Source organism: Cellulomonas fimi, assembly GCF_028583725.1.
In the GTDB taxonomy this organism is placed as follows: Bacteria; Actinomycetota; Actinomycetes; order Actinomycetales; family Cellulomonadaceae; genus Cellulomonas; species Cellulomonas fimi_B.
The window spans coordinates 874,589-901,262 of the sequence record NZ_CP110680.1 but is presented as its reverse complement, the minus strand read 5'-3'; the positions used below and the strand labels follow the sequence as shown (position 1 = coordinate 901,262).

The window sequence follows — 26,674 nt, the reverse complement described above, 5'->3', positions numbered from 1 at the left end:
GTCGTAGCGTCGGTGCGGTGCACCACCTGTCACGTGCCGACGCCCGACGCGTCGCCGTGCGCGCGCAGCTGCTGACCGCGCCGCGGCCGACCGACGTCCTCACGGTCGCGCGCGGGCTGACGATGCTGCAGGTCGACCACACCAAGGCGGTCGCGCCGAGCGCCGACCTCGTGCTGTGGAGCCGGATCGGTTCCCGGTACGACCCCGACGAGCTCGCCGACGCGGTCGACGACCTCACGCTCGTCGACGTGCAGGGCATGATCCGGCCGGCCGAGGACCTCGCGCTCTACACCGCCGAGATGGCCGCATGGCCCGGGCCGGACGCCAAGGACTGGGCGCATGCGCAGGCCCGGTGGCTGCGCGACAACGCCGCGTGCCGGCAGGACATCCTCGACGCGCTGCGCGGAGACGGCCCGCTGACCGCGCGCGAGCTGCCCGACACGACGGTCCGCCCGTGGCGGTCGAGCGGCTGGAACCGGGACCGGAACGTCCCGATGATGCTCGACCTCATGGTGCAGGCGGGCGAGGTGGCCGCCGCAGGGCGCCGTGGCCGGGACCGGCTCTGGGACCTGGCCGAGCGCATCTACCCCGACGACCCGCCCGTGCCCGTCGAGGAGGCGCGGCGGCGGCGTGACGAGCGTCGGCTCCACGCGCTCGGCATCGCGCGGGCACGCGGACCCGAGTGCCCGGTGGAGCCCGTCGACGTCGGCGAGGCCGGGGAGCCGGCGGTCGTCGACGGGGTGCGCGGCGAGTGGCGCGTCGACCCGACGCTGCTCGACGCGCCGTTCGAGGGCCGCGCCGCGCTCCTGTCGCCGTTCGACCGGCTGGTCCAGGACCGCAAGCGCATGGTCGAGCTCTTCGAGTTCGACTACGCGCTCGAGATGTACAAGCCCGCCGCCGCCCGCCGCTGGGGCTACTACGCGCTGCCCGTGCTGCACGGCGACCGGCTCGTCGGCAAGGTCGACGCGACCGCCGACCACGCCGCGGGGGTCCTGCGGGTCCACGCGGTGCACGAGGACGTCCCGTGGCGACCGGCGGTCCGGGCCGACGTCGCGGACGAGCTCGAGGACCTCGCCCGCTGGCTCGGCCTCGACCTGCACCTCGGCGCGCGCACGCACGCGTCCTGACGGCACGGGCCGCACTCCTGCGAGGATGCGCGCGTGACGGTCCTGAGGTCCCTCGTCCTGTTCGTCGCCGCCGCCGTCGCCGAGATCGGCGGTGCGTGGCTCGTCTGGCAGGGCGTGCGTGAGCACCGCGGCTGGGTGTGGATCGGCGCGGGAGTCATGGCGCTCGGCGTCTACGGGTTCGTCGCGACGCTGCAGCCCGACGCGCACTTCGGCCGCATCCTCGCCGCCTACGGAGGGGTCTTCGTCGCCGGGTCGCTCGCCTGGGGGATGCTCGTCGACGGGTTCCGGCCCGACCGCTACGACGTGATCGGTGCCCTCGTCTGCCTGCTGGGCGTCGCGATCATCATGTACGCGCCCCGCAGCGGCTGACTCCCGGGGGGAGAGCCGTCCCGCGACGCGACCCGCCGCGCCCGGCCCGCGGACCGGCGCCTATCGTCGGGACGTGCCCCTGACCCCCGTCCCCGCCCGGTCCGCCGACGTCGACGAGATCCACGCGCTGCGTCGTGACCTCGAGGACTGGATGGCCGACCGCGGCGTCGACCAGTGGCCGCGAGGATCGCTCCCCCGCGACCGCGTCGAGGCGCAGGTCGCCGCGGGCGAGTGGTGGGTGGTCCGCGACGCGCACGGCCTGGCGGCGACGATCCGGCTCCTGTGGTCCGACCCGGACTTCTGGGGCGACGACGCGACGCCCGCGGTCTACGTGCACGGCCTGATGGTGGCCCGACGCCGGTCGGGCGACGGGCTCGGCGGCGCGCTCCTCGACTGGGCCGCCGCGCATGGCCGTGAGGCCGGCGTCGCGCGGTTCCGCCTCGACTGCCGCACCAGCAACCCCGCGCTGCGCCGCTACTACGAGGGCCAGGGGTTCGTCGCCGTCGGCGAGCGCGACTTCGGGACGCACCGCAACGTCCTCCTCGAGCAGCCGGTCCCCGCAGGCGACCGCACCGGGCCCTGACACCGGACGGCGGGCCGACATCAGGGGAAGGTCGGCCCGCCGTCCGCGGCGGGGTCGTGCTCCCCGCCGGGGGGTCAGCCCTGCGCGCCGGCGCCGCCGGCGGCCGGGCCACCCACGGGCGGCGTCACCGGCGGGGTGACCTGCGGGCGGTGCTCGGCGGACGCACCGCCGGCCTGCGACGCGTCGCCCTGCTCGCCCGCGCCCTGCGCCCGCTCACCCGCGTCCTGCGCCTGCTCGGGCAGCGTCACGCCGGCGCGCTCGCGCGCCTGCTCGGCGACGTCCTGGCCGACGACGCCGCCGTCGCGCGCGTCACCGGGGGCCGAGCACCGCACGCGCGCACCTCCTCGCTCCTCGACCGGCCGACTGCCGGCGGTCACCGTACGGAGGGTGGGCGGACCGGGCAATGCCGGAGGTCACGGGCGGGAGTGCGGGCGAGGTGCGCGCGGCGGTCAGTGCCGGCGTGCGCGACGCTCGCGACGTGCGGCGACGCGCTCGACGAGGCGGTACCGCGACGCCTCCTGCTCGATCGCGGCGAGGCCCGCCTCGGGCAGACGCAGCAGCGGTCGACGGCGGAACCGTTCGCCGTGCCGCCGCTCCACGGCGTCGAGCAGGCTCTGGCCCGCGCGGAGCACCCCCGACGACGACTCGACGTGGTCGGCCAGCAGCACCGCCCCGTCGGGGCGCACGACGCGCGCGAGCTCGAGCAGCACGGCGAGCTCGTCGTCGACGCAGCACAGCGCGAACGTGCACACGACGGTGTCGAAGGACGCGTCGGGCCACGGCAGGGCCGCCGCGTCGCCCTGCACGAGCTCGACGTCCGCGCCGAGCGTCCCGGCCCGGCGCCGGGCGAGGTCGAGCATCGCGCCGCTCTGGTCGACGCCGCACAGGCTGTCGGCGTGCCCGACGAGGTGCGGGAGGTTGGCGCCGGTCCCGACGCCGACGTCGAGCGTCCGCCCGTGCGCGCGCTCGCCGACCCAGGCGCGCGCGTCGGCGAGCAGGCGACGCTCGGCCCATGCCGTGACACGGTCGTACGAGGCCGCCTGCGCGTCCCAGTACGCGACGTGCTGACCGGTCATCGCCACCCCGCTCTCCTGATGCCGACCTCGCCAGGCAAACGCGCGGTGCGCCGGTCGTCAAGCGGAGACCGGGTGAGGTCCGCGTGCGTCGCCCGACCGGCCGACAGGTCCGCGGCCCCCAGCCGGCGTGCGACGGTCAGTCGTCGAGCCGGCGCTCCAGCAGGACGACGTCGCGCCACCGGCCCGCGAACGGCCCGAACGTCATCCGCCCGAGGCGCTCGCGCGTGCCGACGACGCGGAACCCGACCGCGGTGTGCAGCGCGAGGCTCGCGGTGTTCTCCGGGAAGACGCCCGCCTGCACGGTCCATACGCCCTGGGCGGGCGCCTCGACCAGCAGCCGCTCGAGCAGCAGCCGCCCGACGCCGCGGCCGTGCGCCGCGGGGTCGACGTAGACCGAGACCTCGACGACCCCGGAGTAGACGGCCCGTGCCGACACGGGCGACACGGCGACCCACCCGAGCACCGCGTCGCCGTCGACCGCGACCCAGCGCAGCCCGGGGTGCTTGCCGGCGTCGAACTCCTCCCACGACGGCACCTCCGCGGCGAAGGTCGCCTGGCCGGTCGCGATCCCCGCGGCGTAGATCGCCGCGACGCGGGGCCAGTGCGCCTCGGTCATCGGTGCGAGGGCGATCGCGGGGCTCGTCGAGGGCGGTGTCACGCGGGGATCCTGCCACCGGACGCATCTGTCGTCCGGCATGCGCCGGGCGCGGAGCGGTGCGCGTCGCCGGCGGGTCGCGTGACGACCGTCGTCGACCGGCTCCCGTTCGCGCAGGCCCGCGCGGCTGCGGGCTGACCACCCCGCGTCGCGCGGCCGCCCAGGTCCGCGGCGACGCACGACGACGGACCGCCCCCGTCCGGGAGCGGTCCGTCGTCAGTGCTGGAGGAGCTCGGCGTGCGACGGCACGCGCGGCGCGTACCGCAGCCGCATGCCGGCCTCGTCGGGGGTCCGGTCACGCTTGCGGTTGTTGCACCGGCCGCAGCACGCCACCGTGTTGAGCCACGTGTTCGGGTCGGCGGTCCGCGACCGCGGCACGACGTGGTCGACCGTGCTCGCGCCGCCCGTCCCGCAGTACGCGCACACGTGGCCGTCACGCCGCAGCACGCCGGCCCGCGACCACGTCGGGACGCCGCCCTGGTGCCGCCAGCGCATCTGCACGTAGCGGACCAGCCGCAGCACCGCCGGGAGCGGGTACCGGCCGAACCGCTTGCCCGCGACCGCCTCCTCGACGACCGCGACCTGCCGGTGCAGCATCCGCACCGCGTGCTGCAGGCTCACCCGGTGCAGGGGCTCGTAGCCCGCGTTCAGGACCAGGACTCCGGACACCGGGTTCACCTCCTCTCTCGTGGTCCGTGCGGACCGTGTTCGTGGTCCGTGCGGACCGTTCTCGTGGTCCGTGCGGACCGGACCGTGGATCGGGCGGCGCTACTCGGTGACCTCGACGACCGTCGCCCAGTCGGCGTGCCGGTCGCACCAGACGCGGTCGCCCAGGACAGCGAGCGGGTCGCGGACGGCGTGCGGCTCGCAGTCGACGCGGACACGGCGCAGCGGGTTGCGCGCGGCGGTGCGGGCGAGGCGTCGCGCGGCGCGGCGGGCGTCGGCGTCGGAGATCGGCGCGTGGGTGGTGGTCAGGGACTGGTTGACGATGCGGACCATGGCGGTCTCCTCTCCTCCGGTCGCCGGTCGGCGGGTGACGGACGTGTCGAGCTCAGGCGGTGACGGGTTGGGGCGGTGACGAACGACGACGGGCCGCTCCCCGGTGAGGGAACGGCCCGTCGTCGACGTGGTGGACGTCAGGTCGACGACGGGCTCACCAGGCGACCGCACTGCTCCGGGCGGTCGGTGGCGCGGGGCAGGACGAGCGCGCAGGTGGACGCGGTGATGACGCGTCCCGACCAGCCGGTGGTGCGGTCGTGCACGGGCTCCTCCTTCCGCGGCTCGTCGTGCCGTCACGGTGGTCGCCGCGCGCGAGGTCACGCGCAGCGCCCCGGTACTCTGCGCGCCGGGGTGTGCTCCTGGCCAGCGGTTTTCGCCCACGCGGTCCGGCGCGGCGGACCGGCGGTCAGCCCTGCGAGGCCGCGATCGCGTCGAGGTCGCGCACAGCGAACCGGTGGTGCTCCCACTCCTCCTCGAGGATCACGTGCAGGCACGAGAGCGTCGTCTCGGGGTACTCGGGGGCCCACGGGTGCGGGTGCTGCGTCGCGAGGTCGTCGGTCGTGACGGCCGCGAGGAAGTCCCGCACGAGCGCGACGCGGTCGGCGCGGGCCGCGAGCACCTCGTCGTACGTCGGTGTGGTCGTCGTGAACAGGGACAGGTCGAGGCCGTCGTCCTCCGCCTGCGGACCGGGCTGGCCCAGCGGGTGGAAGGGCTGTGCGAGGCCGACCACCGAGCGCCCGAGCCACGCGTCCGTCGCGAGCACGAGGTGCCGCAGCGTCTGCGCGAACGACCACTCCCCCGCGACGGACACGTCGGGCGTCCCCTCGGGCATCGCGGCGACCCGCGCGAGGGTCGCGTCCCACGTGCGCTGGAGCACGTCCCACGCGTCGCGCAGCCCGTCGGGGTCGGCGGCGCGGCGGGTCGACCGGCCGGGGAACCGGCGGTCGAGCTCGGCCTCGACGAACGGGATGACGTCGACGCCGTTGACGAGGAACGTGTCGCCGTCGGGCAGCCACGGGGCGTCGATCTCGACGCCCTCGACCTGCACGCCGCGCAGGACCGCGCCGGACAGGTCGGCGCCCACGAACCGCGCGCCGCTGAGGTCGGTGTCGCGGAACTCCGCCCCGCGCAGGTCGTCGGCCGGGCCGAACGTCGTCATGGCGTCTCCTCGTCGTCGGGCGTCGCGCGTCACGGTCGTGCGCGCGGGTCGGTGCGGGGGTGGTGCCGCCGTGCGTCGGACCGCCTCGTCGCGGGGTCGCCCGGTGCCGCCGATCGTCGCACCCGGCGCCGACACGGCACGATGGGCGGGTGACCGTGCGTGTGCGCCGGGTGTACGAGGAGCCGTCCGACGACGACGGGCTGCGCGTGCTCGTCGACCGGTTGTGGCCCCGCGGCCTGACCAAGGAGCGGGCCGCCGTCGACGTGTGGCTCAAGGACGTCGCGCCGTCGACGGAGCTGCGGCGGTGGTTCCACCACGAGGCGCCGCTGTTCGACGAGTTCGCGCGCCGCTACCGCGCCGAGCTCGCCCAGAACCCGGCGCTCGACCGGTTGCGGGAGGTCGTCGCGGCGCACGACGTGGTGACGCTCCTCTACGGAGCCGCGGACCCGGAGCACAACCAGGCGACGGTGCTGCGCGCCGTCCTGGAGTCGTGACCGGCCGCACCGTCCCGCAGACGTGACGGGCGGCGGTCAGGCCACGCTGGGCGACGGCTCCCCGACCGGCGTCGGGACGTGCCGCCAGTGCGTCGCGAGCGGCATTCGACGGTCGCGGCCGAACGCCACGCGGCTGACCTTGATCCGCAGCGGGACCTGACGCCGCTTGAACTCGCTGCGGTCGACGAGGCCGAGCACGTGCCGGACGGTCGCCGTCGCGGCGGCGCGGTCGTGCCCGCGGGCGACGAGGTCGTCGACGAGCCCGTCGGGGCCGGTCCGGTCCTCGAGGAACGCGAGCAGCAGCGGGTCCAGCACGTCGTAGGGCGGGAGCGAGTCGGAGTCCTGCTGGTCCGGCGCGAGCTCGGCCGACGGGGGCTTCGTGAGCGTCGAGGTCGGGATCGGCGGGGTCTCGCCGGCGGCGTCGGCGCGCGCGTTCCGCCACGCGCACAGCCCGTAGACGCCGGGCACGAGCCGCCCGTCGGCGGCGACCACGTCGGTCTTCAGCAGGTCGCCGAGCGGGTTCGGCGCGGTGCCGCACGTGTCGCCGTAGAGCGTCGTGTAGCCGACGGCGCTCTCGGACCGGTTGCCCGTCGAGCAGACGAGCGCGCCGGTCGCGTTGGCGATCGTCATGAGCGTCGTGCCGCGCAGGCGGGCCTGGAGGTTCTCCCACGCGACCGGGTCGACGTCCGGGCCGCCGACGACGTCCGCGAGCGCCGTGACACGCTCGGTGTAGGCGTCGGCGATCGGGACGACGTCGAACCGGATGCCGAGGTTCGCGGCGAGCGCGGCGGCGTCGTCGACCGAACCGGGCGACGAGTACGGGCCGGGCATCCCGATCCCGCGCACGGCGTCCGGGCCGAGCGCGTCGACGGCGATCGTCGCGGCGAGCGCGGAGTCGACCCCGCCCGACAGCCCGAGGACGACGCGCGGGAGGCCGACGCGCGTGCAGTAGTCGCGGAAGCCCGTGACCAGGGCGGTCCACACCTCCTCGTGCGGGTCGAGCGGCGGCGCCACCACGGGCGACGGCACCGGCCGGCGGCTGTCCGGGACGGCCGACCGGTCCACGCGCACCGCGTCGCGGAGCACGGGCCGGGCGGGCGCGACGGGGAGGTCGAGGACGAGCCGGTCGGCGGTGAACGCGGCGGCGCGCGCGAGCAGCCGCCCGTCGGCGTCGACGACGAGCGAGCCGCCGTCGAACACGACCTCGTCCTGCCCGCCGCACGCGTTGACGTACGCGACGGGCACGCCGCCCGCGACGGCGGCGGCCCGCAGCACGGCGAGGCGGCGCGCGGGCTTGCCGACCTCGTACGGGCTCGCGTTCGTCACGAGCACGGCCTGCGCGCCCGCGGCGGCGACCTCGGCGACGAGCGTCGGATCCCACACGTCCTCGCAGACGAGCAGCGCGACGGTGACCGGACCGGTGGGCGTCGGGACCTGGAGGAGCGCCTGGTCACGGCGACCCGCGCCGAAGTGCCGCGCGTCGTCGAACACCGAGTACGTGGGCAGCAGCGTCTTCGCGTGCGCGGCCTGCACCCGCCCGTCGGCGAGCACGACCGCGGCGTTGCGCAGCGGCCGGACGACGGCGTCGAGCGCCGAGCCGAGGTTGCGCGCCCCGCCCGCCGCCGGGAGCTGGTCGGTCCGCAGGGGCGCCCCGACGACGGTCACGACGGGGCCCGACGCGGCCGCCAGGTCGTCGACGGTGCGCGCGGCCGCGTCGACGAACCCGGGCTCGGCGAGCAGGTCCTCGACGGGGTAGCCCGTCACGGACATCTCGGGGGTCAGCAGCACGTCGGCGTCGACCGACCCCGCCCACGCGGCGGCGTCGAGGATCGCGGACCGGTTGCCGGCGAGGTCGCCGACGCGCACGGGCAGCTGGGCGAGCGCGACCCGCAGGGTCGCCGGGCTGGTCATCGGGGTCCTCCGGTGGTGTCGGTGGTCTTGGCGCGGGCGCCGTCGGGCCGCAGCATCGGCGGCTGGAGCGCGGCCGTCCCGGTCGGGCGGTACACGGCGGCCCGCCGGCCGCCCGTCGGACGCGGCTCGGTGTCCGCGTCCTTCGTCGCGAGCGAGCCCGTCTCGGCCTTGCGGCGGAAGTTGCCGGGGTCGAGACGGACGCCCCACACCGTCTCGTAGACGTGCCGCAGCTCGGACAGCGTGAACGGCGTCTCGACGAACGCGGTCGCGAGCGTCGTGTACTCGAGCTTGGCGGCGACCCGGTCGACGGCGTCGGTGAGGATCTGCGCGTGGTCGAAGGCCAGGTCGGGCGCGTCGTCGGGGTCGCCCGTGAGCGTCAGCCCGGGCAGGAACAGGTCGTCGACGTCCCACCAGTGCGCGGCGGCGGCGTCGGACCCGGCGCGCGGGGCGGGCAGGTTCGGCGCGAACGCGACGTGCGCGACGGACACCACCCGCATGCGCGGGTCACGGTCGGGCGCCGAGTACGTCGCGAGCTGCTCCAGGTGGCCGCCGAAGCGGGCCAGACCCGTCTCCTCGGCGAGCTCGCGCCACGCCGCGGTGGTCGCGTCCTCGTCGATCCCGACGAACCCGCCCGGCAGCGCCCACGCACCCGCGTACGGGTCGTCGGCGCGCTGCACCAGGAGGACCTTGAGGTGCCCGTCGCGGATCGTGAAGATCGCGAGGTCGACCGTGACGGCGAACGGCGGGTAGGCGGACGCGTCGTACCCCTCGGGGGCCTGCGCCGCGCTCACCGCGACTCCTCCAGCCGCACGCCGCGCCCGGTGAGCTCGGTGAGCGCCTTGACCGCGGTCGGCGCGGACACCGCGGCGGTCAGGTCGGTCAGCACGGTGACGACGGTCGCGGCGCGGCGGCGGGCGTCGATCGCGGTCGACGCGACGCAGAAGTCGGTCGCGATGCCGACGACGTCGACGTGCGCCACGTTGCGGGCCAGCAGCAGGTCCGCCAGCCGCACGAGCCCGCCGGGGGCGTCGACGACGCGTCCCTGGAACCCCGAGTAGTCCTGCCGCGACTCGCCCTTGACGACGTGCACGGTCCGCTCGGGCAGCACGAGGGCCGGGTGGTAGTCGGCCCCCGGCGTCCCGGCGACGCAGTGCACGGGCCACGTCGTGACGTAGTCCGGGGCCTCGCCGTCGGCCGCGAAGTGGCCGTCGTTGGTGTCGGGCAGCGGTGCGTGCCAGTCGCGCGTGGCGACGACCGTGTCGTAGTCGTCGCCGTGCCGCTTCACGTAGTCGGTGATCCGCGCGGCGACCTCGGCCCCGCCCGCGACGGCGAGCGCGCCGCCCTCGCAGAAGTCGTTCTGGACGTCGACGACGATGAGGGCGCTCTTCATGCTGCGGTCCTTCCCAGGAGCGGCGTCAGGGTCCGACGCCAGGTGGCCCACCCGCGCAGGCGGTGCGCGGCGGTGGTGGAGGTGCGGTTGGCGGGGGCGTCGAACGCGACGTGCCGCCACGTCGGGGTCAGAACGCCGGTGACGTCGGGCTTGTCGTCGACCAGCAGGTCGCCGCGCACGAGCGTCTTGTCCCGGGTGACGACGACGCGGGCGGACCACCCGTCGCCGAGGTGCCGGTCGGCCCACGCGAGCTTGTCGGACGCGCACGTCGGGTTGGCGAGCAGCGGCGCGGTGCAGATCCGGACGTCGATGCCGTCGGCGAGCATCTCGCGCATCGCCGTGACCGCGCCGTCGACGGGCGCCAGGTCGCGGAAGAAGCCCGGCGCGCCGGTGATCGCGTGCACCTCGTCGGCCCACCGACGCCCGACCTGGTCGAGGACGAGGAACCGCGAGGCGTCGGCGTCGGCGCGCTGCGGCAGGTCCGGGTGCGCGACGGCCCAGCGGTCCCAGAACGCGGTCTCGAGGTCGGCGAGGACGCCGTCCATGTCGACGAGGACGACGGGCGGGGTGCTCATGCGGCGGCTCCGGCGAGGGTGTCGGTCGAGCGTGCCTCGGCGACGAGGCGAGGCGCGCCGTCGGTGAGGTCGAGGTCGGTCGGCAGCAGCTCGGCCTTGGCGCCGCGGTGGTGCGCCCGGACCTCGTCGAGCGTCGGGGTGTGCACGACGTGCCCGTCGCGGACCACGGCGACCTGGAGCGCCCGGCCGGGGACGGTGCCGGTGGGTCCGACGACGACGGTCTCGCGCACCGCGCGACCCTGGTCGTCGAGCTCGCGGTAGGCGGTCTTGCGCCCGCCGGTGCTCGTCTTGCCGGCCGCGGTCTTCGCGACGGGCCGCAGCGGCGCGTCGGCCCCGGGCCGGTCGGCGACCGCGACGAGCTTGTAGACCATGCCCGCGGTCGGGTGCCCCGAGCCGCCGACGAGCCGGGTCCCGGCGCCGTAGACGTCGACGGGGGCGTCCGCGAGCGCGTCGATCGTGTGCTCGTCGAGGTCCGACGTGACGGCGATCCGCGTGCCCGTCGCCCCGAGCCCGTCCAGCAGCGCACGCGCCGCGCGCGCCTCGGTCGCGAGGTCGCCCGAGTCGATGCGGACCGCGCCGAGCGTCGGACCCGCGACGGCGACGGCGTTCCGGATGCCCTCGGTCGTGTCGTAGGTGTCGACGAGCAGCGTGGTGCCGGTGCCGAGCGCGGCGACCTGCGACGCGAACGCGGCCCGCTCGTCGGTGTGCGCGAGCGTGAACGCGTGCGCGGCGGTGCCGCGGGTCGGGACGCCGTACCGGAAGCCGGCCTCGAGGTTGCTCGTCGCGTCGAACCCGGCGACGTAGGCCGCCCGGGCGGCCGCGACGGCCGAGGCCTCGCCGGTGCGGCGGCTGCCCATCTCCAGCAGGGTCCGGCCGCGGGCCGCGGTGACCATGCGGGCCGCGGCCGACGCGACCGCGGAGTCGTGGTTGAGGATCGACAGGACGAGCGTCTCGAGGACGACGCACTCGGCGAACGTTCCCGTCACGGTGAGGACCGGGCTGCCGGGGAAGAAGACCTCGCCCTCGCGGTAGGCGTCGATCTGGCCGCGGAAGCGGTAGGTCCGCAGGTAGGCGGCGGTGCGGGCGTCGGCGACGCCCTGCTCCTCGAGCCAGCCGACGTGGGCGTCGGTGAAGCGGAAGGCCTGGACGGCCGCCACGAGCCGGCCGAGCCCGGCGACGACGCCGTAGCGGCGGCCCGCAGGGAGCCGGCGCGCGAACGCCTCGAAGACGGCCCGGTGGTGCGCGGTGCCGTCGGCGAGCGCGGCGCGCAGCATCGTCAGCTCGTAGTGGTCCGTCAGCAGCGCGGTGCTGGGGAGGGTGGTCTCGACCCGGTCGCTTTGAGTCATGATGACAATATGCATGCCGCCGCGACGGGCGCGCAAGCGATTCAGGTCAGATTGACTCGATCAGGCGACGCGGGACGGCGGCCGCTGAGCAGGGGGCGCGCGTCAGCGCGGGGCGCGCACCGTCAGGTGGGCGGCGAGGTGCTCGCTCACGGCGTCGACCACGCCGGGCACGATCGTGAAGTACGCCCACACGCCCCGCTTCTCGCGCGTGACCAGCCCGGCCTCGGTGAGCTGCTTGAGGTGGTGGGACACCGTCGGCTGGCTGAGGCCCACAGGCTCGATGAGGTCGCAGACGCACGCCTCGCCGCCCTCGTGCGCGGCGATGAGCGAGAGCAGCCGCAGCCGCGTCGGGTCCGCCATGGCCTTGAGCGTGCGGGCGAGCGCCGTCGCGTCGTCCGCGCTGATCGTCGGCGCCGTCGCCGGGGTGCAGCACGCGGCCGGCTCGGAGACGACGGGAAGCAGGTCCATGGCAGCCATGCGACGAGTGTATGGCGGGAAATCGATGGCTGTCGATATTGACAGTGATCAATGTCGAGGCCCATGATCAGTGGACATCGACAAGCATCGATATCAAGGAGGAACGATGGCCGACATCCGGGAGCAGGTCCGCGAGAAGTACGCCGAGGCGGCGCGGCAGGTCGGCGGCGACGCCGGCTGTTGCGGCGGCGGGAGCTGCGGTCCGACCGACGAGGCCGAGATCTTCGGTGCCGCGCTCTACGACCCGACCGAGCTGACCGGCATCCCCGTCGAGGCGCAGCTCGTCTCCCTCGGGTGCGGCAACCCGACCGCGGTCGCCGAGCTCCGCACGGGCGAGCGCGTCCTCGACCTCGGCAGCGGCGGGGGCATCGACGTGCTGCTGTCCGCCAAGCGGGTCGGACCGACCGGCTTCGCGCACGGTGTCGACATGACCGACGAGATGCTCGAGCTCGCCCGCGCCAACGCCGAGCGCGCCGGCGCGACCAACGTCGCGTTCCACAAGGGCACGATCGAGGACCTGCCGCTCGACGACGCGTCCGTCGACGTCGTCATCTCGAACTGCGTCGTCAACCTCTCGCCCGACAAGCCCGCCGTGCTCGGCGAGGTCTTCCGGGTCCTCGTCCCGGGCGGCCGCGTCGGCATCTCGGACGTCGTCGCGGAGGACCACCTCACGACCGAGCAGCGCGCCGAGCGCGGCTCCTACGTCGGCTGCATCGCGGGCGCCCTGTCCCGGCAGGAGTACCTCGACGGGCTCGCGACCGCCGGCTTCGTCGACACCGCCGTCACGTTCACCCACCAGGTCGCGGACGGCATGCACGGCGCGATCGTCCACGCACGCAAGCCGGAGGCCTGACATGCACCCCGAGCTGTACCTCACGCTCCACCGGCAGCAGCAGCGCGAGCTCGACCGCGCGCTCGCCGTCGCGCTGCTCCTCCGCGAGCGCGCGACCCCCGCGGCCGCCGGGCGCGGTCTCCGGACCCGCGCGCTGGTCCAGGACGTCGCGACGGCCGGCCGGTCGTTCGTCCGCGGTCTGCGCGCGCCCGTCGCCCTGACGGCGGACCGCTCCCCCGCGGCTTGCTGCGCCGCCTGACCGCCCGGGCTCCGCTACGGGGTGACGACCGGCACGCCGAGCGAGTCGAGGAGCCCGACGACCCGGCCGCGGATCTCGTCCCGGATCGGCCGCACGGCCTCGATCCCCTGCCCGGCGGGGTCGTCGAGCTCCCAGTCCTCGTAGCGGACGCCCGGGTAGAACGGGCACGCGTCGCCGCAGCCCATGGTCACCACGACGTCGGACGCCTGGACGGCGTCGGCCGTGAGGACCTTGGGCTGCTCGGCGGCGATGTCGACCCCGACCTCGGCCATGGCCTCGACCGCGACCGGGTTCACCTGCGCGGCGGGGGCCGACCCGGCCGAGCGGACCTCGACCGCGCCGCCGGACAGCGCGGCCAGGAAGCCTGCGGCCATCTGCGAGCGGCCGGCGTTGTGCACGCACACGAACAGGACGCTGGGCTTGTCGGGCGTGGTCACGGCTGCTCCTTCGGGACGGCGGCGGTCGCGGGCCGCCGTCGGCGTCCCGCTCGTCGCACATCTTGATCCCGCACGTTCAGTCAGTCAACATTGACTCAATGAACACTGAGTGGATGTGGGCGGTCGAGCGGCGCGCGGCGCTGCACGGCGCACTGTCCGACCCCGGCCGCCTCGCCGTCGTCGACCTCCTGTCCCGCGGCGACGCCTCGCCGTCGGAGCTCGCCGGCGCGCTCGCGATCCCGTCCAACCTGCTCGCGCACCACGTCAACGTCCTCGTCGAGCACGGCCTCGTCGCCCGGACGCGCTCCGAGGGCGACCGCCGCCGCACCTACCTGCGGCTGCTGCCGACCGACCTCGGACCGGTGACGACCGCACTCCCCCGCCCGCCCCGCGTGCTGTTCGTCTGCACCGCCAACTCCGCGCGCTCCCACCTCGCCGTCGCGGTGTGGAACCGCGCCAGCGACGTCCCCGCCGCGTCCGCCGGCACGCACCCCGCGGACGCCGTCGCGCCCGGCGCGCTCGCGGCGGCCGCGCGGCACGGGCTCGACCTGACCGGCGTCGCACCGCGCGCGCTCGCGTCCGTGCGGCGCGACGACGACCTCGTCGTGACCGTGTGCGACCGCGCGCACGAGGAGACCGGCGTGCGCGCCGACGTGCACTGGTCCGTGCCCGACCCCGTGCGCGACGGCGCACCCGCGGCGTTCGACAGCGCGGTCGACGAGCTCGACCGGCGGATCCGGGCGCTCGCGCCGCGGCTCGTGCTGACCTGACCGCCAGCACCCACCGCCCCGGCGCGGCGTCAGTCGTCGACGGTCATGTCCCCCGTCGCCGGGTCCTGCCCCGTCGGCGCGTACCGGAGCTGCACGACGCCCTCGCTGCCCACCGCGGGCGGCTCGAGCAGCCGCAGCCCCGACGGCCGCACGCCGTCAGGGAACACCTTCTTGCCCTGACCCAGCACGATCGGGTGCACCCACAGCGTCAGCACGTCGAACAGCCGCTCCGCGAGCAGCGTCTGGACGAGGTCCACGCTGCCGATGACGTGCGTGCTCTCGTGCCGGTCCCGCACGGCCCGCACCTCGGCGGCGAGGTCCGGCCCCAGGAGCGTCGAGCGCTCCCAGGTCAGGTCCGGCGCGCCGCGGCTCGCGACGTACTTGGGCACCTCGTTGAGCTTCCGCCCGATCGTGCTCGCGTGCCGCGGCCAGTACGCCGCGAAGATGTCGTACGTCCGGCGGCCCAGGAGCAGCGCGTCCATCGAGGCGATCCCGGCGCTCACCTCGCGGCCGACCATGTCGTCCGGGAGCGGCGCCTGCCAGCCGCCGAACGGGAAGCCGCCCGACGTGTCCTCCTCCGGTCCGCCGGGCGCCTGGGCGACGCCGTCGAGCGTGACGAACAGGTCGATGTGCAGGCGGCCCACGGTTCCTCCTCGGACGGTGCTGGTCCCGGCGCCCATTCGAGCGCAGCCGCGGACCGCGGTCCAGCGGAGCACGACCGCCGGACCCGCAGCGGTTGCGCCGGGTTGCCGACGCCGGGACCGCGTTCTAACGTCGAATGACATCTCTTCTAGAACGCTCCGCGTTCTCCCCGGGCGTGCCGCAGCGGACACGTCCGCGCCCCAGCACCGACCGGTCCCAGGAGGACCGCATGTCCCGACACCGTCTCGTCCGGACCGCGACCGTCGCCGCGATCACCGCGCTCACCACCGCCCTCGCGGGCGGCGCCTCGGCGTCCGCCGCCGCGGACACCACACCCCCGGGCACCCCGCTCTACGGCTACGCCGGCGGGTTCCAGTGCCTCATGCTCATCGTCGGCGTGCCCAAGGTCACCGACGACGTCACGCCCCAGGACCAGATCCGGTACCGCGTGCTCGCGAACGGCGTCGACATCGGCGCCCTCGAGGACAAGGGCTCGAGCGGCATGTGGGCGATCCTGCACCTGCTGCAGCCCGGCCCGAACGCGGTGCGCGTGCAGGCCGTCGACCTCGCCGGCAACCGCTCGACCAGCCGGGCGGCCACCGTGACCGGGTACTACACGCCCGGCTGCACGCCCGGCCACCTCTGACCGCTCACGGCGCCCCGACGACGACGCAGCACCGCCCGGCGCCGGGGTCCAGGCGCACCGTGAGCCCACCCGGGCAGACCTCGTCGACGACCCCCTCGACGAGGTCGCGGTTCATCACGCACACGACGTCGGCCCGCTCGACCGCGAGCCGCTCGAACGGGCAGCTCGTCAGGAGGACGTCCCCGCCGACGTCCCGCGGCTCGTAGCCGTACCCGGCGAGCACGGCGGCGACCGCCTCGCGCCCCGCTCCCGGGCCGACGTCCGCGCCCCGCGCGAGGCGGCGACCCGTCTCCCTCGCCACCGCCGCGAGCGCCTCGCCCACCGCGGTCCCGTCCCGCTGGGCGACGACGATCGCCTCGGCCATGACGCGACCCGCGAGGTCGTAGCGGCGCGGCGGCAGGCTCACGGCGACCTCACGGTCGGCGCGCCGGTAGAGCTTCGTCGGACGGCCGGCCCCCGGACCACCGCGACCGGGCGGACGCCGGTGCTCGACGTCCAGCAGACCCGCCGTCACGAGCTTGTCGAGGTGGAACTTGGCGACGTGGTGCGGGACGCCGACGCCGCTCGCAGCGGTCTCGCGGCTGACCGGGACGCCCTGGGCGACGACGAAGCGGTAGAGCTCCCGCCGCACGGGCTCCCCGAGCGCGGCGACGGCGGCCGTGTCGTCGCCGACGTCCTCGGGCACCTGGGCTCCCTCCCGACGGCCACCCTGCTGCCCCGGCGGCTCGTCGTCCCCTCGACCCTAACGTCGGCAGACGTGTCCGTCGGTGGACGCCGGCGCGCCGGCACCGCGAGCGCCGGTCGCGAGGCGGTCGCGCGTTCCCGGAGGCCGCCCGACGGTGGCGACGCGGCCGCGGGGCGTGAGGTGGCGCTCGGCACCTCACGACGTCTCGACGACGCCGGGCCCCGCGCGCGAACGACGCGTTGCGCCACGGACCGGTACGCGTCGGGCGCTCGCCCGCGTGACGTCGGCGGCGGTCGCTCACAGACGGGTCCCGGCGGTCGATGCGCACGTGCGAGCCACCCGCACCGCACCGCACCCGCAGGAGTCCCGTCATGCCCTCGCCGTCGACGCCCCGGACGACCGGCCGCACCGGTCGCGCCCTCGCGTCCGCCGTCCACGTCGTCGCCGCGCTCGCCGTCGTCGTCTCGCTGGTCGGCCCGCTGCCCGCGTCCGCGCAGGAGCCGACCGACCGGGTCCTCGGCGGGCAGACGCTCGCGGCGGGCGCGAGCCTGCACGCGGTCGGCAGCACGCACGTGCTGACCGTCCGCTCGGACGGCGACGTGACGGTGAGCGTCGGCGGCCGCGTCCTGTGGCACACGGGCACCACGGGCAACCCGGGGGCGCGCCTCGTGCAGCAGGCCGGCGGTGCGCTCGAGGTCCGGTCACGCGCCGACGCGGTGCTGTGGACGACGGCGACGTCGTCGCCGGGCGCCCGGTCGGTGCTCAAGCCCGACGGGGTGCTCTACACGATCAGCGCGACGGGGACCGTCGCGTGGAAGAGCGCGAGCGCACCGGGGGCGTCGCTGCGCACGACCGGCCTGGACCGGGTGCCGTCGGGCGGCGTGCTGCTGCCGCGCGAGTCCGTCACGAGCCCCGACGGGACCACGCGGCTCACGATGGGGACGGACGGTGCGCTCGTGCTGACGGCGGGTGACCGGACCGCGTGGCGGTCGCCGACCGCACGGGCCGGTGCGCACGCGCTCGTCGCACCCGACGGCGACCTGCGCGTCGTCGGGCCCGACGGTGCGGTGCTCTGGTCGAGCGGGACGTCGTCGGCGGGCGCCCGGCTCGTCGTCAAGGACCACGGCCGGGCGTACCTGATCTCCGCGACGCACGCGTCGGTCTGGTCCACGCCGGACACACCCGCCGAGCGCGTGCCGACCGTCGTCTCGCTGCCGCTGCCCGACCCGTTGCCGGTGCCGTCGGGCCCGCTGACCGGGACCCGCCCGGGGACCACCACGAGCTCCGGCACCCCGCTCGACGAGCGTCTCCCGGGGACCGTGCTCGCGGGCGCGCCGCAGTACGTCGACCCCGCGTCGCCGGCGGCGCGCGCCGCGCAGGTCGCCCGGGACGCCGGTCGCGACGCCGACGCCGCGCTGCTCGCCAAGGCCGCGGCTCAGGGCTCGGCGCGCTGGCTCGGTCCGCAGGACGCGACCGCGACCGTCGCGTCGTCCGTGCGGGCGTACGCCGCGACCGCGGCCGCCGCCGGTCAGACGCCCGTGCTCGTCACCTACGCGATCCCGGACCGCGACTGCGGCGGCCTCTCGGCCGGCGGCCTCGCGACGGCCGCCGAGTACCGCGCGTGGGTCGACCAGGTCGCCGCGGGCCTGACCCGTGCGCGGGCGGTGGTCGTCGTCGAGCCCGACGCGCTGCTGCACCTCGACCGCTGCGGCGACCGGGACGCCCGGCTCGCGACGCTCCGGCACGCCGTGACGGTGCTGAGCCGAGCCGGGGCCGAGGTGTACCTCGACGCCGCGAGCAGCAACAGCTTCGGCTGGGGGACGGCCGCGCTGCGCGACATGGCGCTGCGGCTGCGCGCCGCGGGCGTCGACCAGGCGGCGGGCTTCGCCGTCAACACGTCGAACTTCCAGCGCTCGGAGCACGAGGTCGCGTACGGCCGGTACCTGTCCGCGCTGCTCGGCGGGGCGTCGTTCGTCGTCGACACGTCGCGCAACGGCAACGGCGCGCTCGCCGGCCCCGACGGGACGGTGTGGTGCAACCCGGCCGGCCGCGCGCTGGGCTCGCCGCCGCGTGCGACCGGTGACGGCCCGCACGTCGCCGACCTGTGGGTCAAGACCGTCGGCCTGAGCGACGGGACCTGCGCGGGCGGTCCCGCCGCCGGCCGGCTGTGGGAGGAGTACCTCCTCGGGCTGGCGTCGCGCGCCACCTGGTGACGCCCGCGCCGGCCCGAGGAGGTCCCGGGGCGGTCCTCGCTCAGCCCGTCATCCGCACGTACTCGTCGACCAGGCCGACGAACTCCTCCCGCAGCCCGTACGGGTCCTCGCCGAGCGCCTCGCGCGCACGGTCCCGGGCCCGGGCCGGGCTCGCGTCGGCGGCGTGCTCCGAGCCGGACACCGCGAGCCCGAACTCGGCGACCGCGGACGCGAACCGGAAGTCGGCCGACGGGCGCGTCGTGTAAGTGTCGGCACCGGCCGGGAAGACGACCTCGGTGCTCGTGTCACCGCCCGGCTGCTTGTACCGGACGTGCACCGTGAGGAAGTCGTCGGAGCCGCCCGTCTCGACGTCCTGGTAGGCCAGGTCGTCCTCGGCCGACGCCCCGTCCGCGGGGACCAGCTCGTAGAACGCGGTGACCTCGTGCCCGGCGCCCACGTCGCCGGCGTCCTTGGTGTCGTCGTCGAATTCCTCGTCCTCCAGCCGACGGTTGTCGTACCCCAGCAGCCGGTACCGCGACACCGTCGCGGGGTTGAGCTCGACCTGCACCTTGAGGTCCTGCGCGACGACGAACATCGTCGAGTCGAACTCGTCCACGAGGACCTTGCGCGCCTCCTCGATGGTGTCGATGTACGCGTAGTTGCCGTTCCCGTGGTCGGCGATCGCCTCCATCGTCACGTCCTTCAGGTTGCCCATCCCGAAGCCGAGCACCGAGACGTAGACGCCCGTCTTCGCGTGCTCCTCGATGAGGTCCGTGACCTGCTCGGGCGTCGACGGGCCGACGTTGAAGTCGCCGTCCGTCGCGAGGATCACCCGGTTGTTGCCGCCCTCGACGAAGTTCTCCGTCGCGAGCTCGTACGCGGTCTCCAGGCCCGCCGCGCCGCCCGTCGAGCCGCCGGCCCGCAGGTCACGCAGGATCCCGACGAGCTCACGGCGGTGGTCGCCCGGCACCGAGTCCGCGAGCACCTGGTTGCTGCCCGCGTACGTCACGATCGACACCGTGTCGTCCTCGTCGAGCTGCTCGACCAGCAGCTCGAACGACTCCGCGAGCAGCGGCAGCTTGTTCGGCTCGTCCATCGACCCCGACACGTCGAGCAGGAACACGATGTTGTTGCCCCGGCTCGTCGGCGTCGCCGCCGTCGCCTGCACGCCGATCATCGCGAGCTTGTGGTCCGGCGCCCACGGCGCGTCCGCGACCTGCGTCGTCACCGTGAACGGGTCCGCCGCGTCCCGGTCCGGAGCCGGGTAGTCGTAGTCGAAGTAGTTGACGAGCTCCTCGATGCGCACGCCCTCCGGCGCGACCCCCTGACGGAGCTGGCGGCGCAGGTTGCTGTACGACGCGGTGTCCACGTCCGAGGCGAACGTCGACAGAGGGCTCGTCCGGACGTCCTGGAACGGCTGCTCCGGGGAGTCGTCGTACTCCTCCTGGTCGTCCAGCGGGACGTCACGCCAGCCCTCCGGGAACGAGTCGTCGTAGGCGACCTCGGGGCCGGCCATGTCCGCACCGGACTCGCCCGCGCTGCACGCGGCCAGCGTTCCCCCGACCGCCACGGCCGCGAGCGCCGCGGCCGCCCGTGCCCACGGCCGTCCCCGCCGCCGCCCGTCCGCACCGCCACGTCGCCGTGCCGTCGTCCGCGTCCCCGTCGTCGCCCATCCGCGCATCAGTCGCCTCCGTCTGTTCCGAGGACTGAAGCCTCCCGGCCCGCCGACGGTCACCGCCAGCACGGGGCAGTCACACGACTGTCCCGTTCAGGTCACGGACAGCCGGTTCCCAGAGTCGCCCGTGACCAGGCCGAGACACGCCTGTGACCAGGCAACTTGCTCCGCGACGACGGCGACGGGCCGTCGGGCGCGCGGCGGGAGGTACGGCTGCCCAATGCGTGAGCCGCATTTCTCAGAATGTGCGGCGGCGTCGAACAGATGCCGTTCCGTGAGGAATGCGGAGCGTCGTCACGGCCCCGACACGGGTCCGTCGAGCACCGACCCGCGCAGGTCCGGGTAGTCCGTCGCGACCGCGCAGTACGCCGACGTCGCGCCCGACGACCAGTCGTCCGGGTGCGGGAAGCTCACGTCCGTCCAGACCGCCCACTCGTCGAGCAGGCCCGGCGCGACGCGCTCGATGGACGCCGTGCACTCCGCGAACCCCCGGTCGTACCCCGGCTCCGTCGGGTTCGCGTACGTGTCCACCGGGCCCGACAGCGGGAGCACCGCCACGATCTCGAGCGCGTGCGGCCCGTCGCAGTCGACCGGCTCGGCCGAGCCGAGGTCGAGCGCGTTCGGGTACTCGTGCAGGCAGTCGCCGACCACGAGGTCCGACCGCAGCGTGTAGTCCGGCAGCTCGCCGCCGAACGCCAGCCCGCCGTCCGTCCCGGAGGTCGACGCCGCCCACACCGCGAGCCACACCCACCCGACGAACACCAATGTGCTCACGGCCCCCACGGCGACACCCGCGATCGCCATGCCGCGGCCCCGCGTGCCGCGCCGCCGGATCCGGCGCAGCGCACCGATGCCCAGCCCCAGGCCGACCGGGCCCGGGATGCCGCCGAGCAGCAGCAGACCGCCGACGCTCGTGGCGAGCGACGCGATCGCGAGGGGCTCGGTCGGCGGCGCGATCGGGGCGCCGTACCCGAACGGGCTCCCGTACTGCGCGGGCGCACCGTAGGCGGGCGGGCCGCCGTACGCGCCGGGGGCTCCGTACGTGGCGGGGGCTCCGTACGCGGTGCGGGCTCCGTAGGCGGTGGGCGTGCCGTGCGCCGACGGCGCCGCGAACGGCTGCGGCGCGCCGTACGGGGACGGCTGCGCGTACGGGCCGGGCTGCGCGTACGGGGAGGGCTGCGCGTACGGCGACGGCTGGGCGTGCGGCGACGGCTGGGCGTACGGCGACGGCTCGGCGTACGGCGAGGGCTGCGCGTACGGCGACGGCTGGGCGGAGGGGCCCGCCTGCGCGTGCGGGTCGGCGGGGGCGTACGGCGACGGCTGGGCGAACGGGTCGGCGGGGGCGTACGGATCGCCGTGACCGAGCGACGGCGTCGTCACCGGAGGCCCCGTCACCGGACCGGACTGCCCCGCGACGGGCGGCGCGTAGGGCCACGCCTCCTGCGCGGCCGGCGGGGCGTACGGGGACGCCGCAGGCGGTGCGTACGGGGACGCAGCGGGCGGAGCCGGCGGGGCGTCGGGGGCCTGGCGCTTGTCGAGCCCGGGCCGCGCGCCGCCCGGCGGAACGAACGGCGTGCCGCCCGCGTCAGGTCCCGTGTGCTCGCTCACCCGCGGCACGGTAACGGAGTCGACGGTCGCGCCCGCCCCGGTTCTGCCGGGTTCACCCGCGCGCCGTTCCCGCGGCCGTCAGGCGCGGCTCGCGGGCGCGCGGCCTCAGGCGGCGTCCGTCGCGCCGCCCGGCTCGCGGGATGCGCAGACGAGGGGGCGCAGGGAGTCCGGCCGTCGGCCGCCGTCCGGGTCGCCACCCGGCGAGGTCTCCCGCAGCATGGAGCGACGCGAGGCCCGTCCTCGCGCACGGCACGCAGGGGGTGGGTCGCCGCGGCGGCCCGTGCACGAGGGGGTCACGTCCGTGCGACGACGCATCGTCCTGAGCTCGATCCTGGCGGTCGCGACGATCGCCGCCGTCGCGACGCCACCCGCCCTCGCCGAGGACCCACCCGGCACAGGCTGGCAGGGGTCGGTGTGCGGCACCCGTACCGCAGTCCCGCTCACTGTCGCGCGCGACGTGGACGACGCGGGCGTCGTCGTCGGCTACGACCACCGGTCCCGGGCCACGTCGTGGAGCTCGCACACGGGCGCCTACCGCTGGTACGGCGGCATCGACGGCGGCCGGTCCTCGGAGATCAGCGCGATCAGCGGCGGCGGACGCGTCGCCGGCCTCGCCGAGATCGACGGCCCGACGCTCGACCCCGCGAAGGCCGTGCGCGTCGAGGGCCCGCTCCCGTTGACGCCGGTCGACCGCGCGCAGCGGACGCACGACCAGGTGCACGACGTCAACGACGCGAACGTCGTGGTCGGCACGAGCGAGATCCTCGGCGGCCAGGGCGCGACCGAGCCGTTCGTGTGGACCGACCGCAAGCACGTGCTCCCGACGCCCGACGCGTCGTACCGGATGGTGCGGACGCGGTCGGTCAACGAGTCCGGGTGGGTCCTCGGGTCGGGGTACCGGCTCGACGCGCAGGGCGTGTACCACCACCGCGTGCTCCTGTGGCGCCCCGACCTGACGGTGCTCGAGCTCCCGCCGCTCCCCGGCGACGCGACCTTCGTCGCCGAGCACCTCGACGAGCAGGGCCGCGTGATCGGCCACCGCCTCGGCGCCGACTGGACCGAGGACGCGCTCGTCACCTGGTCCCCGATCACGGGATACACCTTCGTCCCGTCGCCCGGCGGCGACCTCCAGGTCATCGACGCCGACGACCACGGCGGCGCGATCGGCACGGTCATCGACCCGACGTCGGGCTCGGCGCTCCCGTTCCTGTACCGCCCGGAGCTCGGCTTCCGCCGGCTGGCGGACGCCGACGGCGCGCTGCTGCGCGGGGTGCCCTACCGGATCAGCGAGGCCGGCCAGGTCCTGCTGATGACCGACGCCCGCCCGTCCCTGTGGACCCCGACCTGCCCGACACCCTGACGGCACGACCCGCGGGTGAAACGACGCGGCCCCACTTCTGCCGCGCTCCGCACCTCCCCTAACGTGACAAACCGGACACCGCGGCTCGCGCGGTGCCCGTTCACCGAGGGGGCACTCCATGGCTCGTCTACGCCTGACACTCACCGCCGCCGCACTCGCGGGCGTCGCGCTGTTCGCCTCGGCCGGACCGGCCGCCGCGTGCAAGCCCGACCCCCGGGACGACCCGGCGACGTGGGAGTACGGCGGCGTCTACGACTGCTCGAAGGCGACCGTCGGCCACGGCGTGCGGACCTACACCAAGCCGTCCCCGGTGGCATTCGTCGTCATCAAGACCGGCAAGACGTACTTCGTCAGCGACCTGGGCGACGCCAACGAGGGCGACCGCACCTACACGTTCGACAAGAACGTCCGCTTCGTCATCACGTGCAACTTCACGGACGCGTAGGGCGGCCTGCCCTTTCCGTCCGGCGGGGTGGACGCCTCACAGCCCTGAGTCGGTCGCCGACAGCCAGTCGGCGTGGATCGCCGCGAGCTCATCGCGCTGCTCAGGGGTCGCCGGATACACGTCCGCTCCCCCGTCGTACGGCGCGTACAGCCACGACAGGTCCGGGGCGAGGATCAGCGCGTTGGCGGTCTGGTCGTCCGCGACGATGCGCAGCAGCTGCTCCACGCCAGGGTCGTCGAGGCTGACGACGTCGACGTACAGGTGCGTCCACACCCACGTCCGGAACGCCGAGTCTTCCTCGGTGCGCACACTCATCCAGTACTGCGCACCGGGGATCGCCGCGGCGACCGGTGCCGAGCGCGGGATCGGCTGGCTGCTGGCCGACCACGAGGCCGTCACCACGACGACGTGACGATCCTCGTCACCCGCTGTGGCAGCGAGCTCGTCGAGCACGGTGCGGTGCCGCGTGAGGACCTCCTCGAGCTCGTGCTCGTCGTCCGGGTACCGCTTCGACTGCGGGAGGCTGTGGAACCGAACCCACCGGGCGTCCGAGCGCAGCCGATAGCTGATCGGCTCCTGACCGGGCCATCTGCTGTCCCACGCGCCGGCGAGCCACGACGCCTGCGACGCCGGTGCGAGGACCGCGCCGCTCAGCGCAGCATCGATCGCGGCGTCGGCGCGCGGGTCCCACGGCGGGCTCTCGAGGCTCGCCACGACGCTGTCCAGGACAGTGGACGACAGCAGCGCGTCGTAGGACCACCACGACCGGACCCACCGCGGCGAGAGCATCTGCACCGAGCCGAGAAAGTCGTCGTCGTCCGCGAAGAAGTCCAGCGACAAGCCGCCGAGCGAATGGGCGACGACGCGGAGCGAGGGATCCGCGGAGGCGATCACGCCGAGCACCTCCGCGATAGTGGTCGGGTCGTCGATCACCGCCACCGGCTCGTCCTCGGCATCCGACGAGGGATACCTCCGGTGCGCCTCGCCCAGACGGATCTCCAGGCGGGTCGCACCCGCCACGCCGTCGACGGTCTCGCGGATCTGCCACCGCGCGTCGTCGAGATCAGGCTCTGGGCTCACGTCGACGATGGTCGCGCACCGCACCGCACCGTCGCGCCGCGGCAGCCTCCCGGCGCGCCCGACCGATCCGGGTGTCCGCGGTCCATGTGTCACGGGTCGCGCGGTGAGTTGCCCGTAGGCTCTCCTCCTGGATGTCGGGCCAGACGTCTGCGGCGCCCCACCTCTCTCGCAGGTGTCTCCCATCCACCGGGCCTCTAGCTCAACTGGCAGAGCAGCGGACTTTTAATCCGCGGGTTGTGGGTTCGATCCCCACGGGGCCCACCCTCGCTTGCTCGTGCGGCGTCAGCGCCGGTTGAGGTCGCGCACGTGGAGCAACCCGCGGAGGCCGAGCGCACGCCGGTCGGCCGAGCTCTCCAGCGCGTCGACGACGACGGCGGCTCCGGTCCACCGTGCGCCGGCGTCCTCGACGAGCTGTCGGCAGGCGAGCGCCTGCCCGCCCGTCGCCGCCCACTCGTCCACGAAGAGCACACGGTCCCCGGAGCGCAGGACGGACCGACGGACGGCGAGGTCGAGGTGTCGGTCGCGGTAGTCGGGCGGTGTCCTCCGCACGAGCCAGACCTCGTCGTGGGACCCGCGTTCGGGCTCCTTGCGTACCGCGGCGAAGCCGACTCCGAGGTGCAGCGCCACCAGAGGTCCGAGCAGGAAGCCGTGCGACTCCGTGCCGAGGACGACCGTCGGCTGCATGTCGCGGAAGAGCCCGGCGAGTGCTGGCCCGATCTGTGCGAGGACCGCGGAGTCGCGCCACCACGCGCTGTAGTCGGCGTAGTAGGTGCGCGTCGCCGGCCAGACGGGCGGGTCCGACCGCCAGGTGAAGCCCGTGATCAGGCGGGAGCGCAGGTCGTCCACGCCGGTCAGTGTGGCAGCGGCTCCCAGCGGTCCCGGGTGTCGACGCGCGCGGGGCGATGCGTCTGGCGCGGGCTGCGGGCGGGCGGACGCGCGCAGCACGTCGGGGGAGGCTCGGCCGTGACGGTCACCGCCCGGTGGGCGGCCGGGCGGTGACCGTCGGGGGGCTCAGGCCACGCGCTCGACGGGGGCCTGGAGCTCGGTGACCCAGTCGGGTCCGGGCTCGTGGCCCTCGGCCTCGACGTACACCTCGCGCGTCGGGCCGGTGACGCGGTAGCCGTCGGCGGTGAGCTGCTCGAACAGCGCCATCCACGTCTCGCCGATCCCGGTCATGTCGCCGCGGTGCAGCGTCGTGGCGGCGAGCGGGACATCGGGGAGCGTGACGACGTCGTAGCCGTCGCCGGGCTGCGGGTCGGGACCGGCCGGGTAGGAGACGGTGACGCCGAGCGTGTCGTCGTCGTGGGGCTCGTACCAGAAGGTCGACGGTTCGAGGATCGGCCGGCCGGCGGCCTCGAGGGCCTGGTCGAGGCGTTCGATGAGCGGCCCGACGACGGGGCTCACGTGCTCGGGGCCCATGCCGGGCGCCTGGGCGGCGAGGGCGTAGACGGTGAGGGACGGGAGGGTGCGGTAGTCGACTGCGACGGTCATCGCGGCTTCTCCTTCGAGTCGGGAGAGCGTGCGCCGGATCCGGTCGGCGCGAGCCGCGTCGGCGGCGATGGCCGACTCGATCTCGCCCAACCGGTCCCGCAGCACCCGCGCGAATGCCGCCGGCTCGTCGTCGGCGGCGAGGACCGTCGCGATGCGGTCCAGGCCGACGCCGAGGTCGCGGAGCTCGACGAGGCGCAGCAGGTGCGGGACCTGTGCGGGTGCGTAGCGGCGGTAGCCGGTGCGGTCGTCGACGTGGACCGGCCGCAGCAGGCCGATCGCGTCGTAGTGGCGCAGCATGCGCACGCTGACGCGACCGATGCCGGCGAACTCTCCGATGGTGTACATGGCGTCGACCACGCTGGAGCCTGACACGGCGTGAGGGTCAAGCACC

General features: G+C 75.3%; 32 protein-coding genes and 1 tRNA gene. 12 read left to right on the top strand and 21 right to left on the bottom strand.

Translation table 11 applies throughout. The annotated features are described in order from the left end of the window. The first annotated feature begins 17 nt into the window (after positions 1-17). The 3 genes from OOT42_RS04140 to OOT42_RS04130 all read left to right on the top strand — a co-directional run bounded on the left by OOT42_RS04140 (position 18) and on the right by OOT42_RS04130 (position 2,079). Complete coding sequence (locus OOT42_RS04140) at positions 18-1,127, top strand: DNA glycosylase AlkZ-like family protein (RefSeq protein WP_273653687.1); 1,110 nt, start codon at positions 18-20, stop codon at positions 1,125-1,127. Between the two features lie 33 nt (positions 1,128-1,160). Beyond that, entirely contained in the window at positions 1,161-1,496 is a 336-nt protein-coding gene (locus OOT42_RS04135) for a YnfA family protein (RefSeq protein WP_273653686.1), read from the top strand. Between the two features lie 73 nt (positions 1,497-1,569). Continuing rightward, positions 1,570-2,079, top strand: coding sequence for a GNAT family N-acetyltransferase (locus OOT42_RS04130; RefSeq protein ID WP_273653685.1), 510 nt, complete (start codon positions 1,570-1,572; stop codon positions 2,077-2,079). A 74-nt stretch (positions 2,080-2,153) separates the two neighbouring features. Here OOT42_RS04130 and OOT42_RS04125 read toward each other — a convergent pair whose 3' ends face one another. The 7 genes from OOT42_RS04125 to OOT42_RS04095 all read right to left on the bottom strand — a co-directional run bounded on the left by OOT42_RS04125 (position 2,154) and on the right by OOT42_RS04095 (position 5,968). Then, a complete protein-coding gene (locus OOT42_RS04125; protein WP_273653684.1) occupies positions 2,154-2,456 on the bottom strand; it encodes a hypothetical protein in 303 nt (100 codons plus the stop codon). A 72-nt stretch (positions 2,457-2,528) separates the two neighbouring features. After that, positions 2,529-3,155 carry a class I SAM-dependent methyltransferase gene (locus OOT42_RS04120; RefSeq protein WP_273654773.1) on the bottom strand — a complete coding sequence of 209 codons (627 nt, stop codon included), beginning with the start codon at positions 3,153-3,155 and terminating at the stop codon, positions 2,529-2,531. A gap of 136 nt (positions 3,156-3,291) precedes the next feature. Then, positions 3,292-3,771: a GNAT family N-acetyltransferase gene (locus OOT42_RS04115; protein ID WP_273654772.1), complete on the bottom strand. Its 480-nt coding sequence runs from the start codon at positions 3,769-3,771 to the stop codon at positions 3,292-3,294. A gap of 255 nt (positions 3,772-4,026) precedes the next feature. Beyond that, positions 4,027-4,479, bottom strand: coding sequence for an HNH endonuclease (locus OOT42_RS04110; protein ID WP_273653683.1), 453 nt, complete (start codon positions 4,477-4,479; stop codon positions 4,027-4,029). Between the two features lie 99 nt (positions 4,480-4,578). After that, positions 4,579-4,809: a hypothetical protein gene (locus tag OOT42_RS04105; RefSeq protein WP_273653682.1), complete on the bottom strand. Its 231-nt coding sequence runs from the start codon at positions 4,807-4,809 to the stop codon at positions 4,579-4,581. Positions 4,810-4,946: 137 nt separating this feature from the next. Then, a complete protein-coding gene (locus tag OOT42_RS04100) occupies positions 4,947-5,072 on the bottom strand; it encodes a hypothetical protein (protein ID WP_273653681.1) in 126 nt (41 codons plus the stop codon). Positions 5,073-5,215: 143 nt separating this feature from the next. Then, a complete protein-coding gene (locus tag OOT42_RS04095) occupies positions 5,216-5,968 on the bottom strand; it encodes a DinB family protein (RefSeq protein WP_273653680.1) in 753 nt (250 codons plus the stop codon). A 149-nt stretch (positions 5,969-6,117) separates the two neighbouring features. On the opposite strand from OOT42_RS04095, the gene OOT42_RS04090 reads away from it, so the two are divergent. Further along, positions 6,118-6,462 carry a DUF488 domain-containing protein gene (locus OOT42_RS04090; RefSeq protein ID WP_273653679.1) on the top strand — a complete coding sequence of 115 codons (345 nt, stop codon included), beginning with the start codon at positions 6,118-6,120 and terminating at the stop codon, positions 6,460-6,462. A gap of 36 nt (positions 6,463-6,498) precedes the next feature. Here the strand turns inward: OOT42_RS04090 and OOT42_RS04085 are convergent, their stop codons facing one another. The 6 genes from OOT42_RS04085 to OOT42_RS04060 form a co-directional block, all read right to left on the bottom strand. After that, positions 6,499-8,373: an NAD+ synthase gene (locus OOT42_RS04085; protein WP_273653678.1), complete on the bottom strand. Its 1,875-nt coding sequence runs from the start codon at positions 8,371-8,373 to the stop codon at positions 6,499-6,501. Beyond that, positions 8,370-9,164 carry an NUDIX hydrolase gene (locus OOT42_RS04080; protein WP_273653677.1) on the bottom strand — a complete coding sequence of 265 codons (795 nt, stop codon included), beginning with the start codon at positions 9,162-9,164 and terminating at the stop codon, positions 8,370-8,372. Before OOT42_RS04080 ends, OOT42_RS04085 begins: the two co-directional genes overlap by 4 nt. Beyond that, a complete protein-coding gene (locus tag OOT42_RS04075) occupies positions 9,161-9,763 on the bottom strand; it encodes an isochorismatase family protein (protein ID WP_273653676.1) in 603 nt (200 codons plus the stop codon). The genes OOT42_RS04080 and OOT42_RS04075 overlap by 4 nt, the downstream gene beginning before the upstream one ends. Further along, the gene (locus OOT42_RS04070; RefSeq protein WP_273653675.1) at positions 9,760-10,338 is read right to left on the bottom strand and encodes a 5' nucleotidase, NT5C type; all 579 of its coding nucleotides are present in this window, start codon (positions 10,336-10,338) and stop codon (positions 9,760-9,762) included. The genes OOT42_RS04075 and OOT42_RS04070 overlap by 4 nt, the downstream gene beginning before the upstream one ends. Further along, positions 10,335-11,684, bottom strand: coding sequence for a nicotinate phosphoribosyltransferase (locus tag OOT42_RS04065; protein WP_273653674.1), 1,350 nt, complete (start codon positions 11,682-11,684; stop codon positions 10,335-10,337). Before OOT42_RS04065 ends, OOT42_RS04070 begins: the two co-directional genes overlap by 4 nt. Positions 11,685-11,786: 102 nt before the next feature. Then, the gene (locus OOT42_RS04060) at positions 11,787-12,161 is read right to left on the bottom strand and encodes an ArsR/SmtB family transcription factor (protein WP_273653673.1); all 375 of its coding nucleotides are present in this window, start codon (positions 12,159-12,161) and stop codon (positions 11,787-11,789) included. Between the two features lie 106 nt (positions 12,162-12,267). On the opposite strand from OOT42_RS04060, the gene arsM reads away from it, so the two are divergent. Further along, a complete protein-coding gene (gene arsM, locus OOT42_RS04055) occupies positions 12,268-13,014 on the top strand; it encodes an arsenite methyltransferase (RefSeq protein ID WP_273653672.1) in 747 nt (248 codons plus the stop codon). Between the two features lies 1 nt (position 13,015). Beyond that, the gene (locus tag OOT42_RS04050; RefSeq protein ID WP_273653671.1) at positions 13,016-13,252 is read left to right on the top strand and encodes a hypothetical protein; all 237 of its coding nucleotides are present in this window, start codon (positions 13,016-13,018) and stop codon (positions 13,250-13,252) included. Between the two features lie 14 nt (positions 13,253-13,266). Here the strand turns inward: OOT42_RS04050 and OOT42_RS04045 are convergent, their stop codons facing one another. Then, positions 13,267-13,626, bottom strand: a complete 360-nt coding sequence (locus tag OOT42_RS04045; RefSeq protein WP_423776001.1) for an arsenate reductase ArsC — start codon at positions 13,624-13,626, stop codon at positions 13,267-13,269. 161 nt (positions 13,627-13,787) lie between these two features. On the opposite strand from OOT42_RS04045, the gene OOT42_RS04040 reads away from it, so the two are divergent. Next, positions 13,788-14,459, top strand: a complete 672-nt coding sequence (locus tag OOT42_RS04040; RefSeq protein ID WP_273653669.1) for a helix-turn-helix domain-containing protein — start codon at positions 13,788-13,790, stop codon at positions 14,457-14,459. Between the two features lie 29 nt (positions 14,460-14,488). Here OOT42_RS04040 and OOT42_RS04035 read toward each other — a convergent pair whose 3' ends face one another. Beyond that, on the bottom strand, positions 14,489-15,103 hold the full coding sequence (locus OOT42_RS04035) for a dihydrofolate reductase family protein (RefSeq protein WP_273653668.1): 615 nt from the start codon (positions 15,101-15,103) through the stop codon (positions 14,489-14,491). Positions 15,104-15,330: 227 nt separating this feature from the next. Here OOT42_RS04035 and OOT42_RS04030 point away from each other — a divergent pair, with 227 nt between their 5' ends. Then, positions 15,331-15,747: a hypothetical protein gene (locus OOT42_RS04030; protein ID WP_273653667.1), complete on the top strand. Its 417-nt coding sequence runs from the start codon at positions 15,331-15,333 to the stop codon at positions 15,745-15,747. Between the two features lie 4 nt (positions 15,748-15,751). Here the strand turns inward: OOT42_RS04030 and OOT42_RS04025 are convergent, their stop codons facing one another. Beyond that, entirely contained in the window at positions 15,752-16,432 is a 681-nt protein-coding gene (locus OOT42_RS04025; RefSeq protein ID WP_273653666.1) for a helix-turn-helix transcriptional regulator, read from the bottom strand. Positions 16,433-16,803: 371 nt separating this feature from the next. Here OOT42_RS04025 and OOT42_RS04020 point away from each other — a divergent pair, with 371 nt between their 5' ends. Then, positions 16,804-18,645, top strand: coding sequence for a glycoside hydrolase family 6 protein (locus OOT42_RS04020; protein WP_273653665.1), 1,842 nt, complete (start codon positions 16,804-16,806; stop codon positions 18,643-18,645). A 40-nt stretch (positions 18,646-18,685) separates the two neighbouring features. On the opposite strand, the gene OOT42_RS04015 is transcribed toward OOT42_RS04020, so the two are convergent. Together OOT42_RS04015 and OOT42_RS04010 are read right to left on the bottom strand one after the other, a co-directional pair. Further along, positions 18,686-20,140, bottom strand: coding sequence for a vWA domain-containing protein (locus OOT42_RS04015; RefSeq protein ID WP_273653664.1), 1,455 nt, complete (start codon positions 20,138-20,140; stop codon positions 18,686-18,688). A 453-nt stretch (positions 20,141-20,593) separates the two neighbouring features. Continuing rightward, positions 20,594-21,907 carry a DUF4190 domain-containing protein gene (locus OOT42_RS04010; RefSeq protein WP_273653663.1) on the bottom strand — a complete coding sequence of 438 codons (1,314 nt, stop codon included), beginning with the start codon at positions 21,905-21,907 and terminating at the stop codon, positions 20,594-20,596. 301 nt (positions 21,908-22,208) lie between these two features. On the opposite strand from OOT42_RS04010, the gene OOT42_RS04005 reads away from it, so the two are divergent. Together OOT42_RS04005 and OOT42_RS04000 are read left to right on the top strand one after the other, a co-directional pair. Further along, positions 22,209-23,267: a hypothetical protein gene (locus tag OOT42_RS04005; protein ID WP_273653662.1), complete on the top strand. Its 1,059-nt coding sequence runs from the start codon at positions 22,209-22,211 to the stop codon at positions 23,265-23,267. A gap of 118 nt (positions 23,268-23,385) precedes the next feature. After that, a complete protein-coding gene (locus OOT42_RS04000) occupies positions 23,386-23,712 on the top strand; it encodes a hypothetical protein (RefSeq protein WP_273653661.1) in 327 nt (108 codons plus the stop codon). A gap of 36 nt (positions 23,713-23,748) precedes the next feature. Here the strand turns inward: OOT42_RS04000 and OOT42_RS03995 are convergent, their stop codons facing one another. Further along, complete coding sequence (locus OOT42_RS03995; protein WP_273653660.1) at positions 23,749-24,792, bottom strand: DUF3885 domain-containing protein; 1,044 nt, start codon at positions 24,790-24,792, stop codon at positions 23,749-23,751. Positions 24,793-24,980: 188 nt separating this feature from the next. Here OOT42_RS03995 and OOT42_RS03990 point away from each other — a divergent pair. Then, a tRNA-Lys gene (locus OOT42_RS03990) sits at positions 24,981-25,053 on the top strand. A gap of 21 nt (positions 25,054-25,074) precedes the next feature. Here the strand turns inward: OOT42_RS03990 and OOT42_RS03985 are convergent. Next, entirely contained in the window at positions 25,075-25,638 is a 564-nt protein-coding gene (locus tag OOT42_RS03985) for a phosphoribosyltransferase family protein (protein ID WP_273653659.1), read from the bottom strand. 165 nt (positions 25,639-25,803) lie between these two features. Beyond that, positions 25,804-26,655 (bottom strand): MerR family transcriptional regulator, encoded by an 852-nt coding sequence (locus tag OOT42_RS03980; RefSeq protein ID WP_273653658.1) that lies wholly within the window; start codon positions 26,653-26,655, stop codon positions 25,804-25,806. Between the last annotated feature and the right edge of the window lie 19 nt (positions 26,656-26,674).

Coding starts and splice junctions, on each gene's coding strand:
- OOT42_RS04065 (WP_273653674.1), bottom strand. CDS start 11,684: ATGACTCAAAGCGACCGGGTCGAGACCACCCTCCCCAGCACCGCGCTG.
- OOT42_RS04045 (WP_423776001.1), bottom strand. CDS start 13,626: ATGGCCGCAGGCTTCCTGGCCGCGCTGTCCGGCGGCGCGGTCGAGGTC.
- OOT42_RS04070 (WP_273653675.1), bottom strand. CDS start 10,338: ATGAGCACCCCGCCCGTCGTCCTCGTCGACATGGACGGCGTCCTCGCC.
- OOT42_RS04105 (WP_273653682.1), bottom strand. CDS start 4,809: ATGGTCCGCATCGTCAACCAGTCCCTGACCACCACCCACGCGCCGATC.
- OOT42_RS04030 (WP_273653667.1), top strand. CDS start 15,331: ATGTCCCGACACCGTCTCGTCCGGACCGCGACCGTCGCCGCGATCACC.
- OOT42_RS04060 (WP_273653673.1), bottom strand. CDS start 12,161: ATGGCTGCCATGGACCTGCTTCCCGTCGTCTCCGAGCCGGCCGCGTGC.
- OOT42_RS04000 (WP_273653661.1), top strand. CDS start 23,386: ATGGCTCGTCTACGCCTGACACTCACCGCCGCCGCACTCGCGGGCGTC.
- arsM (WP_273653672.1), top strand. CDS start 12,268: ATGGCCGACATCCGGGAGCAGGTCCGCGAGAAGTACGCCGAGGCGGCG.
- OOT42_RS04020 (WP_273653665.1), top strand. CDS start 16,804: ATGCCCTCGCCGTCGACGCCCCGGACGACCGGCCGCACCGGTCGCGCC.
- OOT42_RS04050 (WP_273653671.1), top strand. CDS start 13,016: ATGCACCCCGAGCTGTACCTCACGCTCCACCGGCAGCAGCAGCGCGAG.
- OOT42_RS04085 (WP_273653678.1), bottom strand. CDS start 8,373: ATGACCAGCCCGGCGACCCTGCGGGTCGCGCTCGCCCAGCTGCCCGTG.
- OOT42_RS04015 (WP_273653664.1), bottom strand. CDS start 20,140: ATGGCCGGCCCCGAGGTCGCCTACGACGACTCGTTCCCGGAGGGCTGG.
- OOT42_RS04095 (WP_273653680.1), bottom strand. CDS start 5,968: ATGACGACGTTCGGCCCGGCCGACGACCTGCGCGGGGCGGAGTTCCGC.
- OOT42_RS04040 (WP_273653669.1), top strand. CDS start 13,788: ATGAACACTGAGTGGATGTGGGCGGTCGAGCGGCGCGCGGCGCTGCAC.
- OOT42_RS04120 (WP_273654773.1), bottom strand. CDS start 3,155: ATGACCGGTCAGCACGTCGCGTACTGGGACGCGCAGGCGGCCTCGTAC.
- OOT42_RS04115 (WP_273654772.1), bottom strand. CDS start 3,771: ATGACCGAGGCGCACTGGCCCCGCGTCGCGGCGATCTACGCCGCGGGG.
- OOT42_RS04075 (WP_273653676.1), bottom strand. CDS start 9,763: ATGAAGAGCGCCCTCATCGTCGTCGACGTCCAGAACGACTTCTGCGAG.